Annotated in this window: 17 protein-coding genes; 9 read left to right on the top strand and 8 right to left on the bottom strand. The window is 70.1% G+C overall.

Annotated features, from left to right (window positions below; all coding sequences use genetic code 11):
* Positions 1–66 precede the first annotated feature (66 nt).
* From dacB to OHT51_RS19145, 7 genes are all read left to right on the top strand, one after another.
* Entirely contained in the window at positions 67–1,704 is a 1,638-nt protein-coding gene (dacB, locus tag OHT51_RS19175) for a D-alanyl-D-alanine carboxypeptidase/D-alanyl-D-alanine endopeptidase (RefSeq protein ID WP_328880157.1), read from the top strand.
* A 102-nt stretch (positions 1,705–1,806) separates the two neighbouring features.
* Positions 1,807–2,931, top strand: coding sequence for a zinc-dependent metalloprotease (locus OHT51_RS19170; protein ID WP_328880156.1), 1,125 nt, complete (start codon positions 1,807–1,809; stop codon positions 2,929–2,931).
* A 211-nt stretch (positions 2,932–3,142) separates the two neighbouring features.
* Positions 3,143–4,333: a tRNA lysidine(34) synthetase TilS gene (gene tilS / locus OHT51_RS19165; RefSeq protein ID WP_328880155.1), complete on the top strand. Its 1,191-nt coding sequence runs from the start codon at positions 3,143–3,145 to the stop codon at positions 4,331–4,333.
* A gap of 86 nt (positions 4,334–4,419) precedes the next feature.
* A complete protein-coding gene (hpt, locus tag OHT51_RS19160) occupies positions 4,420–4,980 on the top strand; it encodes a hypoxanthine phosphoribosyltransferase (protein WP_328884372.1) in 561 nt (186 codons plus the stop codon).
* 207 nt (positions 4,981–5,187) lie between these two features.
* Positions 5,188–7,227 (top strand): ATP-dependent zinc metalloprotease FtsH, encoded by a 2,040-nt coding sequence (ftsH, locus tag OHT51_RS19155; protein ID WP_328884371.1) that lies wholly within the window; start codon positions 5,188–5,190, stop codon positions 7,225–7,227.
* A gap of 145 nt (positions 7,228–7,372) precedes the next feature.
* Positions 7,373–7,978, top strand: a complete 606-nt coding sequence (gene folE, locus OHT51_RS19150) for a GTP cyclohydrolase I FolE (protein WP_328880154.1) — start codon at positions 7,373–7,375, stop codon at positions 7,976–7,978.
* Positions 7,979–8,047: 69 nt separating this feature from the next.
* On the top strand, positions 8,048–9,040 hold the full coding sequence (locus OHT51_RS19145) for a hypothetical protein (protein ID WP_328880153.1): 993 nt from the start codon (positions 8,048–8,050) through the stop codon (positions 9,038–9,040).
* Positions 9,041–9,043: 3 nt separating this feature from the next.
* Here OHT51_RS19145 and OHT51_RS19140 read toward each other — a convergent pair whose 3' ends face one another.
* The 6 genes from OHT51_RS19140 to OHT51_RS19115 form a co-directional block, all read right to left on the bottom strand.
* The gene (locus OHT51_RS19140; protein WP_328880152.1) at positions 9,044–9,532 is read right to left on the bottom strand and encodes a DUF3180 domain-containing protein; all 489 of its coding nucleotides are present in this window, start codon (positions 9,530–9,532) and stop codon (positions 9,044–9,046) included.
* Between the two features lie 57 nt (positions 9,533–9,589).
* Positions 9,590–10,201, bottom strand: a complete 612-nt coding sequence (gene folK, locus OHT51_RS19135) for a 2-amino-4-hydroxy-6-hydroxymethyldihydropteridine diphosphokinase (RefSeq protein WP_328880151.1) — start codon at positions 10,199–10,201, stop codon at positions 9,590–9,592.
* Positions 10,198–10,557 carry a dihydroneopterin aldolase gene (gene folB / locus OHT51_RS19130; protein WP_328880150.1) on the bottom strand — a complete coding sequence of 120 codons (360 nt, stop codon included), beginning with the start codon at positions 10,555–10,557 and terminating at the stop codon, positions 10,198–10,200. Before folB ends, folK begins: the two co-directional genes overlap by 4 nt.
* Before the next feature lie 400 nt (positions 10,558–10,957).
* On the bottom strand, positions 10,958–11,461 hold the full coding sequence (locus tag OHT51_RS19125; protein WP_328880149.1) for a nuclear transport factor 2 family protein: 504 nt from the start codon (positions 11,459–11,461) through the stop codon (positions 10,958–10,960).
* On the bottom strand, positions 11,458–12,363 hold the full coding sequence (gene folP, locus OHT51_RS19120; RefSeq protein WP_328880148.1) for a dihydropteroate synthase: 906 nt from the start codon (positions 12,361–12,363) through the stop codon (positions 11,458–11,460). The genes OHT51_RS19125 and folP overlap by 4 nt, the downstream gene beginning before the upstream one ends.
* Positions 12,364–12,465: 102 nt before the next feature.
* Positions 12,466–14,298, bottom strand: a complete 1,833-nt coding sequence (locus OHT51_RS19115) for a phosphatidylglycerol lysyltransferase domain-containing protein (RefSeq protein WP_328880147.1) — start codon at positions 14,296–14,298, stop codon at positions 12,466–12,468.
* A 260-nt stretch (positions 14,299–14,558) separates the two neighbouring features.
* Between OHT51_RS19115 and OHT51_RS19110 the strand changes: the two genes are divergently transcribed.
* Both OHT51_RS19110 and OHT51_RS19105 read left to right on the top strand, forming a co-directional pair.
* Complete coding sequence (locus tag OHT51_RS19110; protein ID WP_328880146.1) at positions 14,559–15,674, top strand: alpha/beta hydrolase; 1,116 nt, start codon at positions 14,559–14,561, stop codon at positions 15,672–15,674.
* A 136-nt stretch (positions 15,675–15,810) separates the two neighbouring features.
* On the top strand, positions 15,811–17,175 hold the full coding sequence (locus OHT51_RS19105; protein ID WP_328880145.1) for a hypothetical protein: 1,365 nt from the start codon (positions 15,811–15,813) through the stop codon (positions 17,173–17,175).
* A gap of 137 nt (positions 17,176–17,312) precedes the next feature.
* Here OHT51_RS19105 and OHT51_RS19100 read toward each other — a convergent pair whose 3' ends face one another.
* On the bottom strand, positions 17,313–18,647 hold the full coding sequence (locus tag OHT51_RS19100) for a PH domain-containing protein (RefSeq protein WP_328880144.1): 1,335 nt from the start codon (positions 18,645–18,647) through the stop codon (positions 17,313–17,315).
* Positions 18,644–19,162 (bottom strand): PH domain-containing protein, encoded by a 519-nt coding sequence (locus OHT51_RS19095; protein ID WP_328880143.1) that lies wholly within the window; start codon positions 19,160–19,162, stop codon positions 18,644–18,646. Before OHT51_RS19095 ends, OHT51_RS19100 begins: the two co-directional genes overlap by 4 nt.
* Positions 19,163–19,164 lie beyond the last annotated feature (2 nt).

Genomic DNA, 19,164 nt, shown 5'->3' with positions numbered 1-19,164 from the left:
ATGATCAGCACATAGTTCTGGTGGTTAAGTGTCCCTCACGCAGGTGTGTGATCGCGAAAGGGGCTGGTGGTCGTGCCAGAGCTGAGGCCTTGGCGAGCCGCGAGACCGCATGTGACGCGGGTCGCGAGCGCCGTCCGACCGCGTCTGGCACGGGCCGCGGATGCCGTACGCCCACGCCTCGCACGCGCTGCGACGGCCGCGAAACCGCAGGTCACACGGCTCGCACGAGCCGTATCACCGCGGGCCGCGCGGACCGGCAAGCCGAAGACCTGGCAGTACACCGCGGGCGCCGCCACCGCCGGTCTGGCGCTGGCCGCCGGAGTGGTGACCGCCGCCGGCCCCTGGGACTCCACCGGTCAGCGTACGGCCGAGCGGGACTGGGCGGCCGCCCAGGAGCGCACGGGTGGCGCAGATCACGGTCGTCATACTGATACGTCCGGTTCATCCGATGGGGCGGGCGAGGCGCCCCGTCCCGCCCCCTCCGCGGGCTCCGTCCTGACCGGCCTCGGCGGCGGCGTCGGCACCGTGAATTCGGTCCCGGACAGCGGGGCTCTCACCGATCTCCTGGGCCCCCTCCTGGACGTCCCGGAGCTCGGTACGCGCAGGTCGGCGGCGATCGTGGACGTGGCCAGCGGCAAGCGCCTCTTCGGCGTCGGAGCCGGCGAACCCCTCACTCCCGCCTCGACGACGAAGATCGCCACCGCCGCGGCCGCCCTCACCGCGATGGGCCCCGACCACCGCCTCACGACCCGCACCGCCCTCGAACCCGACACCAAGGAACTCGTCCTGGTCGGCGGCGGCGACCCCACCCTGACGGCCCGCAAGGACGCCGACGGCTGGGCGAGCCTGCGCGAGCTGGCCGACGCGACCGCGAAGGCCCTGAAAAAGCGTGACGTACGCGAGGTCACTCTCTCGTATGACAAGACGCTCTACGCCGGCCCCGAACTGCACCCCATCGGAGAGGACGGCAACCTCGCCCCGGTCAGCGCCCTCATGGCCGACGAGGCCCGCCCGAACGACTCCACCAGCGGGCCGGTGACCCGGGCCAAGGACCCGGCGACGGACGCGGCCACCAAGTTCGCCTCCTTCCTCGCCGACCGCGGCATCAAGACGACGTCCCCCGGCCCGTCCAAGGCCACGAACCGGGCCGAGGCCCTCGCAGCGGTCTCCTCGCCCCCGCTCTCCTCCCTGGTCGAGCGCATGCTCACCAACAGCGACAACGACATCGCCGAGGCGCTCGCCCGCCACACGGCCGTGGCGAGCGGCAAGCGCGCCGACTTCAACGGCGGCGGGCAGGCGATCGCGGCCCAGCTGAAGAAGCTCGGACTGCCGGTGTCCGGCGTCTCCTTCAAGGACGGCAGCGGCCTCAACCGCGACGACAAACTCACGGCGGACCTGCTCACGTCCCTCCTGGCCAAGGCGGCCGACCCGGCCCACCCGCACCTGCGCCCGGCTCTGACCGGCCTCCCGGTGGCCGGCTTCACCGGCACCCTGAGCAGCCGCTACACGGACGGCGCGGCCGGCATCGTCCGAGCCAAGACAGGCACCCTGACCGGCGTCAACGCCCTGGCCGGCACGGTCGTCGACCAGGACGGCCACCTGCTGGCCTTCGCCTTCCTGGCAACGAACACGACGGACAAGGAAGCGGCCCAGTCGGCCCTGGACAGAACGGCAACAGCACTGGCGGCCTGTGGCTGCGGTTAGGCACCCGAGGGTGCCGTCCACCTCGCGTCCACCCCTGCCGACCCCGCCCCCGCAAATCCCCACGGCCTGCCCCAAGTGGGAACGCTCACGTACGGTTGACACATGACGAGCATCGGTGGTGCCGAGATGGTCGACTGGAATCTCGCGGTGGCGACCGCGACCCGGCTCGTGCGGCCGGGCCCCGAGGTGAGCCGAGACGAGGCCAGGGCCGTCGTCGCCGAGCTGCGCCGACATGCCAAGGCCTCGGAGGGACACGTCCGGGCCTTCACCCGTATGGGCACGGAGGACACCCACGACACCCCCGTCCTGGTGGTCGACCGCCCCGGCTGGGTGCGGGCGAACGTCGCCGGGTTCCGCGCGATCCTCAAGCCCCTGCTCGACAAGATGCAGGAGCGCCGCAGCAGCAGCCCGGGCGGCGCGGTCATGGGCGCCGTCGGCGGCAAGGTGACCGGCGTCGAACTCGGCATGCTGCTGTCCTTCCTGGCCTCCCGGGTCCTCGGCCAGTACGAGACCTTCGCCCCGGCCACCCGCGAACTCCCGGCGGGAGAGAACGGCGCCGGCCGACTGCTGCTCGTCGCCCCGAACATCGTCCACGTGGAGCGCGAACTCGACGTACAGCCCCACGACTTCCGCCTGTGGGTGTGCCTGCACGAGGAGACGCACCGCACGCAGTTCAGCGCCGTGCCGTGGCTGCGGGACCACCTGGAGGGCGAAATCCAGTCTTTCTTGGGGGAGACGGATGTCGACCCCATGACCGTCCTGGAACGCATCCGCGAGGCCGCGCAGTCACTCGCCGGCGGCCGGCCCGAGGCCGAGGAGGACGACGGCGGACGCTCGTTCGTCGAACTGGTGCAGACCCCGGCCCAGCGCGAGATCCTCGGCCGGCTCACCGCAGTGATGTCGCTCCTGGAGGGCCACGCCGACTTCGTGATGGACGGAGTCGGACCCCAGGTCGTGCCGACCGTCGCCGAGATCCGCGAGAAGTTCCAGCAGCGGCGCGCCAAGGGCGCCTCCCGACTGGACGTCGCCCTGCGCAAACTGCTGGGCCTGGACGCCAAACTGCGGCAGTACCGCGACGGTGAACGCTTCGTACGGGCCGTCCACGACCAGGTCGGCATGGACGGCTTCAACCGCGTCTGGACGTCCCCGAACACCCTCCCGACCAAGGCGGAGATCGCCAAACCGGCGGACTGGATCGCGCGGGTGCATCGCAAGGCGGAGTCGTGAATCGCGCGCCGAGTCGTGCATCTCATACGAAGGTCGTGAACCGAATCCGGCCGACGGCAGGCGAACGCCCCCGCAATCACCCGTCCGAGGGACCGTGAGCCATGGGTAGGCGTGCAATGCTCGGGGAACGGCCCGTCTCTGTCACCATCTACACACTCTGAGTGACCGAGCTCGGGCTCACCCCCCGAAAACTTCATGAAGGGAACCGGACATGGGTCCCCATCCTGCGGTCGCGGCGATACGCCTGGCGGTCCGCCGCGTCCTCCACGACATCCTGACCGAACACAGCCGCACCACCGACGCCCTCACCCCCGGCAGTCGACGCGCGACCTCGTACGAGATCCCGCACATGTCGCTGCCCCCGGCGCCGTACGTGACGTCGACCGACGCAGCGCCCGCCGCCCACGACACGGCGCGCCAACCGTCGTACGCGCTCCCCGGCCGGGCCCCGCAGGAGCCCCCGCGCACCACCCCGCACGAGCGACCCCCCTCCCCGCTCGTGCTCGTGGCATGCTCCGGCGGCGCCGACTCCATGGCCCTCGCCTCCGCCCTCGCCTTCGAGGCCCCCAAACTCGGCATCCGCGCCGGTGGCATCACCGTCGACCACGGTCTGCAGCCCGGCTCCGACCTGCGCGCCGAGGAAGTCGTCCTGCGCATGCGCGAACTCGGCCTCGAACCGGTCGAGTCCATCGCCGTGACCGTCGGCCGCTCCGGCGGACCCGAGGCCGCCGCCCGTGACGCCCGCTACGCCGCCCTCGACGACGCCGCCGTACGCCACGGCGCCATCGCCGTCCTGCTCGGCCACACCCGGGACGACCAGGCCGAGACCGTCCTGCTCGGCCTCGCCCGTGGCTCCGGCATCCGCTCGCTGTCCGGAATGGCCGCGGTCTCGGGGGCCGGCGGCCGTTACCGCCGCCCCTTCCTCGGGCTCGACCGGCAGACCGCGCGCAAGGCCTGCATGGTCCAGTCCCTGCCGGTCTGGGACGACCCGCACAACGCCGACCCGGCGTACACGCGCTCGCGCCTGCGCCAAGAGGGCCTGCCCGCCCTGGAGAAGGCGCTCGGCAAGGGCGTCGTCGAGGCCCTCGCCCGCACGGCCCAGCTCTCCCGCGACGACGCCGACGCGCTCGACGCCTGGGCCGGCCAGGCCGAGGCCGCCGTACGCGACGCGGCCGGCCTCCTGGAGTGCGCCAAGCTGTACGCGCTGCCGCCCGCCGTACGCCGCCGGATCCTGCGCCGCGCCGCCATCGAGGCCGGTGCGCCCGCCGGTGCGCTGTTCGCCCGCCACATCGAGGAAGTCGACCGTCTGATCACCGGCTGGCGCGGTCAGGGAGCCATCAATCTCCCCGGCAAAGTCGTCGCCCAGCGCCAGGGTGGCAGACTGGTGATTCGGCAAGGCTGATTCCCGACCCCTCCGCGAACACGTCGGAGGGGCCGGCCGAGCCGATCAAGCCGAGCCAACCAATGCGGGACGACCGACCGAAAGTGATGCGGGTGGACGCGAAAGACATGGGTGCCGACCTCCAGCGGGTGCTCATCACCAAGGAAGAGATCGACGCGAAGCTGGCCGAGCTGGCCGCGAAGATCGACGCGGAGTACGCGGGCAAGGACCTGCTCATCGTCGGAGTCCTCAAGGGCGCGGTGATGGTGATGGCCGACCTCGCGCGGGCGCTGTCCACCCCCGTCACCATGGACTGGATGGCCGTGTCGTCGTACGGCGCCGGCACCCAGTCCTCCGGTGTCGTGCGGATCCTCAAGGACCTCGACACCGACATCAAGGGCAGGCACGTCCTCATCGTCGAGGACATCATCGACTCCGGCCTCACGCTGTCCTGGCTGCTGTCCAACCTCGGCTCGCGCGAGCCCGAGTCGCTCAAGGTGTGCACCCTGCTGCGCAAGCCGGACGCCGCCAAGGTCGCCATCGACGTGGAGTGGGTCGGCTTCGACATCCCCAACGAGTTCGTCGTCGGCTACGGCCTCGACTACGCCGAGAAGTACCGCAACCTCCCGTTCGTCGGTACGCTCGCGCCCCACGTATACGGCGGCTGAGTCCGGCGGTTCGCGCTCGCGGACCCGAAGGGCCCAACACCCGTACGAAGATCGGGAACCCCGGCGGGCCTCGCGCCGTTGGAGCATGCAGACGGGCTTACCGGCCGTCCCGTGCGGCTACGGGCGACGAAGCTGGGGTACCGTCAGAAGAACTGTCTTATCAAACTCACTATGGCAGGAGGGACGGGGCGGCACCGCTCCGTATGGATGGACGTGAAGCGATACTTCCGTGGGCCGGTCATGTGGATCGTGCTGGCCGTCCTTGCCGTGGTCGTGTTGATGCAGGTCGTCGGCTCGTCCGGCGGCTACAAGACGGTGGACACCGGCCAGGTCGTCCAGGCGATCAACGAGAACAAGGTCGAGTCGGCCAAACTGACAACCGGCGACGAGCAGATCATCAAGGTCCAGCTCAAGGACGGCGAAAAGGTCGAGGACGCCACCAAGATCCAGGCGAGCTATATCGGCGACCAAGGCGTGGACATCGCCAACACGCTGCAGAACAAGTACCAGCAGAAGCAGATCCCGGACGGCTACACGGTCTCGCCGTCCAAGCAGAACCCGTTCGTCGGCATCCTGCTCTCCCTGCTTCCCTTCGTCCTGATCGTGGTCGTCTTCCTGTTCCTGATGAATCAGATGCAGGGTGGCGGCTCCCGGGTCATGAACTTCGGCAAGTCCAAGGCGAAGCTCATCACCAAGGACACCCCGAAGACGACGTTCTCGGACGTCGCCGGCTCGGACGAGGCGGTCGAGGAACTCCAGGAGATCAAGGAGTTCCTGCAGGAACCGGCGAAGTTCCAGGCCGTCGGGGCGAAGATCCCCAAGGGCGTACTGCTGTACGGCCCGCCCGGCACCGGTAAGACCCTGCTCGCGCGCGCCGTCGCGGGCGAGGCGGGTGTGCCCTTCTACTCGATCTCCGGTTCCGACTTCGTCGAGATGTTCGTCGGTGTCGGTGCCTCCCGAGTCCGTGACCTGTTCGAGCAGGCCAAGGCGAACGCCCCGGCGATCGTCTTCGTCGACGAGATCGACGCGGTCGGCCGTCACCGCGGTGCCGGCCTCGGCGGCGGTCACGACGAGCGCGAGCAGACCCTGAACCAGCTGCTCGTCGAGATGGACGGCTTCGACGTCAAGGGCGGCGTGATCCTCATCGCCGCGACGAACCGTCCCGACATCCTCGACCCGGCCCTCCTGCGGCCCGGCCGCTTCGACCGCCAGATCGCGGTCGACCGCCCGGACATGCAGGGCCGTCTGGAGATCCTCAAGGTTCACCAGAAGGGCAAGCCGGTCGCCCCGGACGTCGACCTGTCGGCGGTCTCCCGCCGCACGCCGGGCTTCACCGGCGCGGACCTGAGCAACGTCCTCAACGAGGCGGCGCTCCTGACGGCCCGCAGCGACCGGAAGCTGATCGACAACCAGATGCTCGACGAGGCCATCGACCGCGTCGTGGCTGGCCCGCAGAAGCGGACCCGGATCATGTCGGACAAGGAAAAGAAGATCACCGCGTACCACGAGGGCGGACACGCCCTGGTCGCGGCGGCTTCCCCGAACTCCGATCCGGTCCACAAGATCACGATCCTCTCCAGAGGCCGTGCTCTCGGCTACACGATGGTCCTGCCGGAGGAGGACAAGTACTCCACGACCCGCAACGAGATGCTGGACCAGCTGGCCTACATGCTGGGCGGCCGTGCGGCCGAGGAGCTCGTCTTCCACGACCCGACCACGGGCGCGGCGAACGACATCGAGAAGGCCACGACCACGGCCCGCGCGATGGTCACGCAGTACGGCATGACCGAGCGCCTCGGTGCCATCAAGTTCGGCGGCGACAACACCGAGCCGTTCCTCGGACGTGAGATGGCTCACCAGCGCGACTACTCGGAAGAGGTCGCCGCGTTGGTGGACGAGGAAGTCAAGAAGCTCATCGAGAACGCGCACAACGAGGCCTGGGAGATCCTGGTCGAGAACCGCGACGTCCTCGACAACCTGGTGCTTCAGCTGCTGGAGAGGGAGACGCTGGGCAAGGAGGAGATCGCCGAGATCTTCGCCCCCATCGTCAAGCGTCCGCCCAGGCCCGCCTGGACCGGTTCCTCCCGCCGCACGCCGTCCACCCGTCCGCCGGTGCTCTCCCCGAAGGAGCTCGCACTGACGAACGGCGCCAACGGCGCGACGCCGGCCATCACCACCGCCAAGGCGACGGCGACGGAGCCCACCCCGGCGGCCGAACCGGCCCCCGAGGAGCGTCCGGAGAGCTGACGCCGCCCAGGCCCTGGTGACCACACCAGGCCCGGAATGAATGCCACGCCCCCCAGGTTCTAGCCTGGGGGGCGTGGCATTTTCGTATGCCGGCAGTTCAGACGCGTGACCCACACGCGCCACCCGCAAAGGATCGAGGCACCACATGACCGACCCCGTGACGCTGGACGGCGAGGGCCGCATCGGCGAGTTCGACGAGAAGCGCGCCGAGAACGCCGTACGCGAGCTGCTGATCGCGGTCGGGGAGGACCCGGACCGGGAGGGGCTCCGGGAGACGCCGGGGCGGGTGGCGCGGGCGTATCGGGAGCTTTTGGCTGGACACACGCAGCAGCCCGAGGATGTCCTGACGACTACGTTCGATATCGGGCATGACGAGATGGTCCTGGTCAAGGACATCGAAATCGTATCTTTGTGTGAACATCACATGTTGCCGTTCCATGGCGTAGCTCACATCGGGTACATCCCGGCGGAAAGCGGCAAGATCACGGGCCTGTCGAAGCTGGCGAGGCTTGTCGAGGTGTTCGCCCGCCGCCTTCAGGTGCAGGAACGGCTCACCACGCAGGTCGCCGATTCACTCATGAAGATCCTTGAGGCGCGTGGGGTGATCGTCGTTATCGAGGCCGAGCACATGTGTATGTCGGTGCGCGGTATCCGCAAGCCTGGTGCCAAGACCACGACGTCTGCGGTGCGTGGTCAGCTTCGGGATGCTACGACCCGGGCCGAGGCGATGAGCCTGATACTGGCTCGCTGACCAGATTGTCAGTGGTGCCCGATACCGTCCTTGATCAGTGGGGTTGATCGCTGATCAAGGGGGATCGCGGTGGGGTTCGGGCTGCCGAGCAAGCAGACGGTGAATGGGGTTGGCGGGCGCTTACAGGCGCGGAATGTCCGAGTGGGCAGCCGACTCTGGACGCTGGACGGAGAGCGCACGGTCCAGACGACGGTCACTCAAGTGCTGGCGGTCAAGGTCCGCCAGGTCGTGGATGGCGTGACCGACCATGTGTCGTTCACCGTGGCGCCGGATCAGCTGTTGGGCACGCCTGATGGGTGGGTCCATGCGAGAGACGCCAAGGGAACCGTTCTCGCGTGGACGCACGCGCGGAAATTGCGTCGCAAGCGGTTGACCATCAAACCGGGCTACGAGTTCGGCTACATGGTCGGGGCGAATTGCTCGGATGGCACGGTCGGCAAGAACTACGTATCGCTGGTCGTCAACGACGAGGGGTTCGCTTCGCGCTTCGCGGCCTGCCTGACTGCGGCAACCGGGATGCCCGCTCGCTTGGAAGCCGTCACGCGACCCTCGGGCTACCTTCAACGGGAGGCGCCTGGCTTCCGAGTGCGTGTGGTGTCGTCATACCTGGCCGACCTGATGAGGCAGTACGTGGGTGGCGACGCCCATCACATGCGGCAACGGTTCCCCCGTGTTGTCCTCCGGGACAGGGAGACGTTCGAAGGCTTCCTCGACGGCTACACGGACGGGGACGGATTCCGCCCGAAGACCTGGGCCGCGCGCGTGCTCGTGAGCTCCAACGCACCGTTTCTCTCCCAGTTGGCGCGAGAGGTCGGCGCAAGGTTCACGCCTCGGGGCAACGGCTTGGCCTCGCATCTGGTCGTAGCTGACAGCTGGCCGTCACGAGGGACCTTCAAGCCCGAGCAGCACCCGTTGGGACTCATCGAGTCGACATGGGTCGAGGTGCGCGACGTTCGGCCGCGCGAGGCCGGAAGCCCGAAACCGTTCACTCTCTACAGCTACCGACTCGACCCCTACCCGGGCTTCCTCGTGAACGGCCACCTGGCTCGCCAACCCTGGTGACTCTCACGTGGTCGGCGCTGCCCCCGCGCCGTTGTGTTCGTCGTCCTCCGGGAGTTTGCAGACGCGCTCCAGGAAGATGGCCGCCGCTATCACGCCGATGCCTGCCACGACGGAGAAGCCGGCGTAGATGGCCTGGTCGCGGCGGGCGGGGATGTCGAGGGACTCCAGGAGGAAGACGCCCGCGCCGCCGTACATGCCGGCGACGAGGGCGGCGACCAGGGCGCTGGACTGGCCGAAGACGACCGCGCGGGCGGCCATCAGGGGATCGACGCCCTTGGCGTCCGGGCGGCGTTCCCGCTGGGCCTTGAGGCGGGCGCGGATCGAGAGTGCCGTGGCGAGCAGGATCACGGCGATGACCGCCAGGACGATGGGCGCGGCCAGCGGGACGCTGGGCAGGGTCCCGATGGCGTTCCAAAGCCGGGCGCCCGCCCAGGACAGGACTCCGGCCACGATGAACACGCCTGCCAGCAACCTGATGCGCAGCTCTCTCACGGTGCCCCTTCAGCTCCCCCGGGTCCCCACGGAATGTGGTCGTCTTGACCTTAACGACTATTCGGGCAGCTGGAGTTCCAGGTCCTGGCGCGGTGCCACGCCGTCCCTGGTGACGGTGCCGAGCAGGTCGACGACCGGGCCGCGGCCGGGCAACTGGGCCTCGGGCTCCAGGTCGTGCCAGGGGGCGAGGACGAAGGCGCGTTCGTGGGCGCGTGGGTGGGGAAGCGTGAGGTTCGGGTCGTCGGAGACGAGGTCGGCGTACGAGACGATGTCGACGTCGAGGGTGCGCGCGCCCCAGTGCTCGTCCCGGACGCGGTGGAAGGCCTCCTCGACCGCGTGTGCCCGCTCCAGCAGGGAGGACGGGGGCAGCGTGGTCTTGAGGACCACGATCGCGTTGAAGTACGAGGGCTGGGTGCCCGGCTCGACGCCCCACGGCTCCGTCTCGTAGACGGGGGAGACGCCCTTGATGCGCACGCCGGGGGTGTCCTCCAGGGCGTCAATGGCGCCCTGCAGGGTCTCCAGGCGGTTGCCCAGGTTGGAGCCGAGGGAGATCACGGCCCGTTTCGGGTTGCTGAGGGTGGTGTCGGCGGCGTCGACCTGGTCGACGACGGAGGCGGGTACCGGCTGTACGGTCGGGTCGTTGGGGCCCTTGATGAACGGTGCAGTCATACTCGGCTCCGGGTGATGGTGACGGTCACGTCGTCGAAGGGGACCGTGATCGGCGCGTCCGGCTTGTGGACGACGACCTCGACCTCCTGGACCCCTTCGTGCTTCAGACAGGCCTGGGCGATGCGCTCGGCGAGCGTCTCGATGAGGTTGACCGGCTCGCCCTCGACGACGGCAACGACCTCCTCCGCCACGATGCCGTAGTGCACGGTCTTCGCCAGGTCGTCGTCCGCGGCGGCCGGCCGGGTGTCCAGGCCCAGGACGAGGTCCACGACGAAGGTCTGGCCCTCCCTGCGTTCCTCCGGGAACACACCGTGGTACCCGCGGGCCTTCAGGCCGCGCAGCGCGACACGATCCACGCGAATCACTCCTGCAATCGTCGGTGACGGCCGGTCGATGCCGTGTGCGGGCGGCACACCGGCCTCGACCGAATCTACCTGCGGGCACTGACAGGGCCGGGCCACGGGGGCGTGGGTCCGGTCCGGGGCCAGGAGGATTCACTGGGTGTTTCCCCTGGGGAACCCGGTGGCTCATGGGTTGGTAGCCGCGCCTACCCGAGGACGCGTGATTCCAACCACTTCTTGGTCCCGGCGGGGGCCGTCGGGCCTCCTTGCGGGTGGCTCCCGCGAGTCATCCCCGTGTTTGTCCGTGATTGTCCCTGCGCGTGTTCCTGCCGTCCGGTGGTGCGGTCCTGTGGGTGCTCCTGTGGTGCGGCTCTGTGGTGTGGTCCTGCGGTCGGCCTGTAGGTCGCCTACCCACTCAGGAGGGGGTGTCGTCGCTCTCGTCCTCGTCGTTTTCGGCCAGAACCGGCGAAGCGTGGTGCGACCACATCTTCCAGCCCGCCGGCGTGCGCCGGAACACGTTCGTGGCGACCACGAGCTGGCCCACGAGCGGGCCGAGCTCCTCGTCGCCCTCGGGGGCGGGCCCGCCGCTGAGGATGTTCTCGGTGCAGGTCACCACGGCTGTGTCGCCGGTCACGGAGACATGCACGTCGGTGAGGAAGAACTGGATGTAGTCGGTGTTCGCCATGATCAGCGCGTACGACCGCAGGACCTCGCCGCGGCCGGTGAGAACCGGCCAGCCGGGGTGCACGCAGGAGACCACGCCGACGTCGGCGGGGTCGTGATAGGTCTCGTCGACGCCGAGGTCGGACGGGGTGAGCCAGAACGAGGACAGCTCCTCGAAGTCGCCGCGCTCCATCGCCTCGTAGAAGGCGGTGTTGGCGGCCTCCACCTGCTCGACGTCGGTGTGTGGGGCGCTCACCGGGCTCCCTCAGCGGCATGCGCGCCGGGCGCGTTCTCGGGAACGCGCGCTCCCTCGACGGCACGTGCCACGCGCACCGCGTCCGCCGTGGCGTGTACCTCGTGCACCCGCACCGCCCAGGCGCCGGCGTGTGCCGCGAGCGCCGAGACGGCGGCCGTGGCGGCGTCGCGCTCGCGCGCGGGCGGCGGCGCACCCTCGGGCCCGGCGAGGACGCGGCCCAGGAACCGCTTGCGGGAGGCGGCGACGAGGAGGGGGTGGCCGAGGGCGAGGATGCGGTCGAGGTGGGCGAGGAGCACGAGGTCGTGCTCAGCGTCCTTGGAGAAGCCGAGGCCGGGGTCGACGACTACGCGGTCGGGGGCGATGCCGCCGGCCAGAACGGCCTCCACACGCGCGTGCAGCTCGTTGACGACCTCGGCGACGACGTCGTCGTAGACGCCCTTGACGTTCCCGCCCTCCAGGAAGCCGCGCCAGTGCATGACGACGAAGGGGGCGCCGGTGTCCGCGACGACCGGGATCATCGCGGGGTCGGCGAGGCCGCCGCTGACGTCGTTGACGAGGGCGGCGCCGGCGGCGAGGGCCTGCTCGGCGACGGAGGCGCGCATGGTGTCGACGGAGATCGTGACGCCCTCGGAGGCGAGGCCGCGGACGACGGGGATGACGCGGCGCAGTTCCTCCGCCTCGTCGACCCGGCTGGCGCCGGGGCGGGTGGACTCACCGCCGACGTCGACCAGGTCGGCACCCTCCTCGACCAGGGCGAGGCCGTGCTTGACGGCGGCCGTCGTGTCGAACCAGCGGCCCCCGTCGGAGAAGGAATCGGGGGTCACGTTGACGACTCCCATGACCGCGCACCGGTCCCACTGCGGAAGTCCCGCGACGCGCCCGCGTCCGCTCTGCTTGCTCATACGTTCAGCCTAGGCCCAAGGGCCTGCCGGGACGTGCTGTGGCCCGAGCGGGAGCCCTCGGGGGCAAGGGGCTTCCGCTCGGGCCGGTCCGGGTGGCCGCGGTCACGCTGCCTGGACGTCCCGCTCCGTCACCCGGTGTGGGCAGGGGCGGGGTGCGTGCGCGCGGCGGCGCAGGAAACGCGGCAGCGGCAGGGCCAGGTTCACGAAGCCCTCGGCCTGCATGGCGGCGATGCCGAGGCGGGGCAGGTCGGCCGAGGCGCGGTAGACCACGAAACGGGGCTCCCAGCGTGGCCGGAACTTGGCGTTGAACTTGTACAGGGACTCGATCTGGAACCAGCGGGACAGAAAGACCAGCAGGCCCCGCCAGGCGCGCAGCACAGGGCCCGCGCCGATCTTCTCGCCGCGCGCCAGGGCTGAGCGGAACATCGCGAAGTTGAGGGACACGCGCGCGATGCCGAACTTCGGGGCGGCCTGGAGGGCGGCCACGATCAGCAGTTCGTTCATGCCGGGGTCCGCGGAGCGGTCGCGGCGCATCAGGTCCAGCGAGACCCCGTCCGTGCCCCACGGTACGAAGTGGAGGATCGCCTTGAGGTCGCCGTACTCTCCCGGTTCCTCGTCGGTCTTGTGGGCGGTGGCGACGAGACAGTCGCCGTCGGCCGGGTCGCCGACGCGGCCCAGCGCCATGGAGAAGCCGCGCTCGGTGTCGGTGCCGCGCCAGTCGTCGGCGGCGCGGCGGATGCGGTCCAGTTCGGTCTCGCCGAGGTCACGGACGCGCCGTACCCGGGTCTCGTAACCGGCGCGCTCGATGCGCTTGACCATCTGTCGCACGTTGCGCATCGCGCGGCCGGCGAGCGAGAAATCCGGGACGTCCACCACCGCCTCGTCGCCCAGTTCGAGGGCGTCGAGCCCGGTTTCGCGGGTCCAGACCTCGGCGCCGGTCTCGGAGCAGCCCATGACGGCGGGGGTCCAGGAGTGGGCCTTGGCCTCGTCCATGAAGCGCTCGATGGCGCCGGGCCAGGCCTCGACGTCACCGATCGGGTCACCGCTGGCGAGCATCACCCCGGAGACCACGCGGTATGTCACCGCCGCCTTGCCGCTGGGCGAGAAGACGACGGCCTTGTCGCGGCGCAGCGCGAAGTGGCCGAGGGAGTCGCGGCCGCCGTGCTTGGCCAGCAGCGCGCGCAGGCGTGCCTCGTCGTCCTCGGTGAGGCGGGCGGCGGGGTGTTCGGGGCGGAAGGCGAGGTAGATCGTCGTGACCGCCGTGATCCAGCCGAGGGCGCCGAGGGAGAAGGCGACCGTCCACGAGGTGTTGCCGTGGTAGTCGACCGGGCCCTCGAAGCCGAACAGGCCGTACAGGACGTGGGCGATGCGGTCGACCAGGCTCGGGTCGCCGACCAGGGTGTTCGGGTGGGCGCTGACGATGATCAGGCCGAGGGCGAGGGAACCGGCGCCCATGAGGACGAAGTTGGCCAGCGCCCGCCACCGGCTGCGCGGGTCGGGCAGGGCGGTGAACTGGTCGCGGTGGCGCAGCAGGGTGGCCAGCAACGCCAGTGAGATCAGGACGCCCACCACGGAGTGGCGGTACGTGAACTGCGCGACCGCTCCGGCAGGCAGGAGTACGACGGCGGCTCGCCAGGCCCGCCGCTTGCCGCGCTTGAGGCCGTGGGCGAGCAGGAGCAGCAGGACACCGGCGCTCAGCGAGAGCGCGGCCGCGAACGGGCCCGTCGAGCCCGGCAGCACCTCGGCGATGGCGTGCATACGACTGTGGCGGAAGCGCGGGAAGACACCCGCGGCGATGTCCAGCAGGCCCACCAGGGCGCAGGCTCTGCCGACGAGCAGGGGAACTGCCTCGGGGCGGGGGCCGCGGAGCAGATGCCGTACCCGGCTGGGCAGTTGCCCCACTCGGCTCGATCGTTGAGGAACCGCGCCCGACATTTCCACATCTGTCCTGACAGACATCGCATCCCATTAGTTCTGCGAGAGACCTTGGATCCGGTGCCGATTCGGGCATCCGGCGACATTGCGCCCTCTAGGACGGTGTCTACGGGGGAGAGGTTCACTCGGCTTCCCAAAACCGTTTCAAAGGCCAAGGAAAGTCCGGGGCAAGCCCTTGCGAAGGTGCAGGGGAGGCTGCGCGGGCGCATGTGTCATGCGCCCGCGCGGGCCGGACGGAAAGTGCGGACAGGTAACCATCGATGGGGCTCACGAGCGACAAGGTGCTGGCGCTGGCGGTGTCGGCCGCCGTAGGGCTGTTCGTCGGCACGGTCTGGCTGTGGCCACGGCTGGCGCGGCGCGGCCTGCGCGCGGTCGGCGGGCGCGTCGGCCTGCTGTTCTCCACGCAGTTGGCGCTCTTCGCGGCGGTCGGTCTCGGCGCCAACCAGGCCTTCGGGTTCTACGCCAGCTGGGCCGACCTGTTCGGTCAGGAGGACGAGCTGGGCGTCGTCGTGGACCACACGCCCGCAGGCGGTCCGCTTCGGGTCGTCGACACGCGGCGGGTGCCGGGGGCGGCAAGCGCGCGGCCTCAGGTGGGCGGGCAGATCCAGAAGGTCGGCATCGTGGGGCGTACGACGCGGATCGCGACGCCGGCGTACGTCTATCTGCCGCCCGAGTATTTTCAGCCGCAGTTCCGCACGCGTACGTTCCCGGCGGCCGTGGTCCTCACCGGGTATCCGGGTACGGCCGAGGCGCTGGTGGACAAGCTCGACTATCCGCGTACGGCCGGGAGGCTTGCCGCTGACGGGCGTATGCAGCCGATGATCCTGGTGATGATGCGGCCCACTGTGGCGCCGCCGCGGGACACGGAGTGCGTGGACATTCCCGATGGGCCGCAGACGGAGTCGTTCTTCGCAAAGGACCTGCCCGATGCCGTGAGCGGGCACTACAGGGTGGGGCGTGAACCGGGTGGCTGGGGCATCATCGGCGACTCCACGGGGGGCTACTGCGCGTTGAAGCTCGCCATGCACCATCCCCGTACGTATGCCGCCGGGGCGGGGCTTTCCGCGTACTACAAGGCGCCGATCGACGCCACTACGGGCGATCTCTTCCACGGTGACGAGGAACTGCGCAATCGCGCGAACCTGTGGTGGTACCTGGAGCACATGCCGGCGCCGGACACTTCACTGCTGGTCAGTAGCAGCAAAGTTGGAGAATCCAACTACAAGGACACGTTGAAGTTCATTGAACGCGTGAAGGCCACGAAGCTGACGCGGATCTCGTCGGTCATCCTCGAAAGCGGCGGTCACAACTTCAACACCTGGCGGCGGGAGATTCCGGGGACGTTGGAGTGGATGAGTGGGCGGTTGAGCGGGTGAGCGCGCAGCTTGTGATCTTGGTTCTTGGTTAATTCGGGGCGGATCTGATTGCTGATGCACTGTGAACGACTCGGGATGGCTGTGTTTTTACGGGGTGGGGCGCCAAGATTCGCCTACGCGCGGTAAGTTTCTGGCCATGCCACGTGGACGTCACCGTCATTCCCCGCCCTTGCACAGGCTGCTGCCCCCGTCGGCGATCGCTGGCGTGTCCGTTGTCTGCGCCCTGGCGCCCTGGGTGTTCACCCAGCCCATGGTGCTGCGCGGCCTTGCCGCGGCCGCCGCGGCCACGGCGGTCGTCGGTGGGGTCGTCATGCGCCGCTGGGACGCGCAGGCGGGCAAGCAGGTCGCCGACCTCACGCGCGCGCGTGCGAGCGATGAGTGGCGGCACGAGGAACGGGTCGCCGAGCTGGAGACCGACCTCGAGGAGTCGCGCGAGCTGCGGGTGAAGCTGGAGCAGCGGCTGCGGGCCAAGCGGGCGGAGCTTGCGGGGCTGCGCAACGAGCATGCGTCGCTCTTGCGGCGGTACGCCACGGCGGAGACCGAGCGGGCGAGTGTGCTGGAGGAGCGGCGGGTCCTGGAGATAGAGGCGGGGGCGCCTGCGCGGGCGTTGCCGCCGGGGGCCGTGCCGGGGCCGGTCGAGGGGGTGGGGGCTGTGGCTGTCCCTGCTCAGGCCGAGGCTGAGGTTGCGGTTGCGGTTGAGGTCGACGCCGAGGGTGCCGAGGGTGACGCCGTCGAGGAGGCGCAGGCGGCTTCGGCGGTTTTCTCGCCCGAAGGGTCTCGGCTGTTTCTGCGGGCCAAGGAGGCGTTGGCGCGGTTCGACGAGGACGGGGAGTCTTTGGCGGGGGAGCCCTCGAAGGGTGAGTCCGCGGAGAGTGAGTCCCCGGAGAGCGAGTCCTCGAAGGGTGAGTCCTCGAAGGGTGAGTCCTCGAAGGGTGAGTCCTCGAAGGGTGAGCCGCCCACGGATGAGCCGCCGAACAACGAGCCGCCCAAGGGTGACGGGCCGTCCAACGATGAGCCGGTGAAGACCGGTTCGGGGGCCGTCGAGGTGGAGGCGGGGGACGCTGCCGGGGCCGAGACGGAGCCCGCGTTGGAGGATGACGCGCCGGGGAAGCCCGAGGCGGTCGACGGGCATGAGCGCGCGGCCGCCGGCACCCCGGCGGGCGCGGTTGCCCGCACTGCCCAGCAGCCGTCCGGGCACTTCATCGCGCCGACCGCCGTGGCCGTCGCCCCGGCGGCGCCCGTGCGGCGTCCGGCGGTCCAGGGTGGCTTCGACTTCTTCGGTACCAAGCGGGCCGAGTCCTCCGCGCTGGAGTCCGTCCAGAACGAGGACCTCGCCGATGTCGTGGGCCAGGAGGCCCTTGCTCTGCACAAGGCCGAGGCCGAGGCGGAGTTCAAGCCTGCGGACGAGGAGTCCCGGGGGGTTGGGCAGGTCATCGATCTGACGGCTCATGACGAGACCGAGCAGATTGATGTGCAGGGGTTGCGGAGCGCGGTTTCCTGACCGTTGCCGCCGGCGGTTGGGGCGGGGTGCCTGCGGCGGGCCTGTGCGGGTTCAGTGGGGCTGCGCGTAGCGCCTGCGGTGCGTTTGTGGGTCGGGGCCGTGCCGCCGTACGCGCGTGCTGCGCCGTGGGGTAGGCGTCACGCCATCCAGCGGTCCGGGCGGGCGTCTCTGCGGCCCGTGCGGGAGCGTTCCGCTTGGCTGTTCAGGAGTTCTGCCGCCTCGTTGGCGTCTCTCAGGCGGGCGGTCACCGTCTTGTTGGCTCCCGAGTCCACGTGTACGTCGGCGACGCCCCACAGGCGCTTCCAGGGGCCCTGGGTGAGGCGAACGCTCTGGACCTTTGCGTGGGGGACCAGGGCCAGGCTTCTGCGGAAGAGGCCGGTCCGGGCGGCGAAGACCGCTTCTGTGACGGACAGGCCGTAGCCGCGCCACCACAGCGGCATGCAGCGGGCCGCGCGGCGCGGTGAGGGGGACAGGGTGGCGGGGGAGGGGACCGTCGTGCCGGGGAGTACGTGGGCGACCACTGACTCGGCCACCTCGCGCGGGGCCACCGGGAGCAGGAGGGAGTTGGACGAGCCCGCCACGTCCAGTTCCACCCGTACCCAGCCGCGTCGGCGCCACAGGAGCGGTTCGACGATCCGTACGGTCTGGACGCGGCCGGGCGGCACCGTCTCGTGGGCGCGGTCCAGGAGGCCGTGGTCGATGCGCAGACCGTCCGGTGACTCGCCCACCGTCCAGTCGTACTCGGCGATGAACCGTCCCACACTGCTCGCCCCTGCACCGCCGATCAGCGGGATCGCGGTCGCCAGGACCGTCCACACGCTCTCGGTGACCAGCCAGAGGATGGTCGGTACGACGATCGCGGCGGCCAGTGTTCCCCAGGTGGCGCCGGTCAGGACGAGGGAGATCGCCAGGACCTTGGGGGGTACGCGCAGGAGTTGGCGGGACGGGGCCTCGCCTATCTCGTGGGCCGTGTCGGGGGCGAAGCCGGCGGCGCGGGCGAGGAGTTCCGCGCGGAGGGCGCGTGCCTCTTCCGCACCCAGGAAGGCAAGTTCGTCTTTTTTGTCCGTGCCTATGACGTCCAGTTTGAGCTTGGACACGCCCGCCACGCGCGCGAGCAGCGGCTGGGTGATGTCGATGGCCTGGATGCGTTCCAGTCGGATGTGCGCGGTGCGGCGGAAGAGCAGTCCGGTGCGGATGCGCAGTTCGGTGTCCGTCACCGCGAAGTGTGTGAACCACCAGGTGAGGAAGCCGTACAGGGCCGCTGCCGGGACGAGTACCGCCAGCGCGAGCAGGAGCGTGGTGGTGGTCAGTCTGGTCAGCTGGCGTTGTGCCTGGTCCGGGTCGTGCACCGCCCAGCCGATGAGTACGGCGATCGGTGCCCACGCCCGCCTGAGCGGCGTCACCGGGTGCAGTCGGCGTTCCGTCAGGGGTTGCGTCTCGCGTACGGCGTCGTCGACGCCCTGCGTCGTCACAGCCCCGCCGATCGGGCCTCGCCCAGTTCGGTGAGCCGGTCGCGCAGCCGTTCCGCCTCCGCCGGGTCCAGGCCGGGGATGGCGGCGTCGGTCGCGGCGGCCGCCGTGTGCAGTTGAACGCTGGCCAGGCCGAAGTGGCGTTCCACCGGGCCGGACGTCACCTCGACCAGCTGCATCCGGCCGTACGGCACGATCGTCTCCTCGCGCCACAGCACGCCCCGGCTGATCAGCAGGTCGTCGGCGCGCTCGGCGTATCGCCACGAACGCCAGTTGCGACCGAGCATCACCCAGCCCCACGCCATCAGCGCCGGCGGCAGTACGGCGAAGGCCGCCCAGGCCGGTCCTGCGAGCAGCCCGAGCAGCAGGCCCAGGCCGATCGTCAGCAGGCCCAGCCACACCACCAGCAGCAGTCGTCGCATGCGCAGCAGGCCCGGTGGCAGCCCCCTCCATGCCGGTTCGGCTGCCGACCGATCTTCTGCCGCAGTCCCCGTGTTCTCCGGGCTCCCCGTCTCCATGA

The organism is Streptomyces sp. NBC_00299 (genome assembly GCF_036173045.1).
Classification (GTDB): Bacteria; Actinomycetota; Actinomycetes; order Streptomycetales; family Streptomycetaceae; genus Streptomyces; species Streptomyces machairae.
The sequence above is the reverse complement of the archived record's forward strand: the minus strand, read 5'-3'. Positions and strand labels throughout refer to the sequence as shown.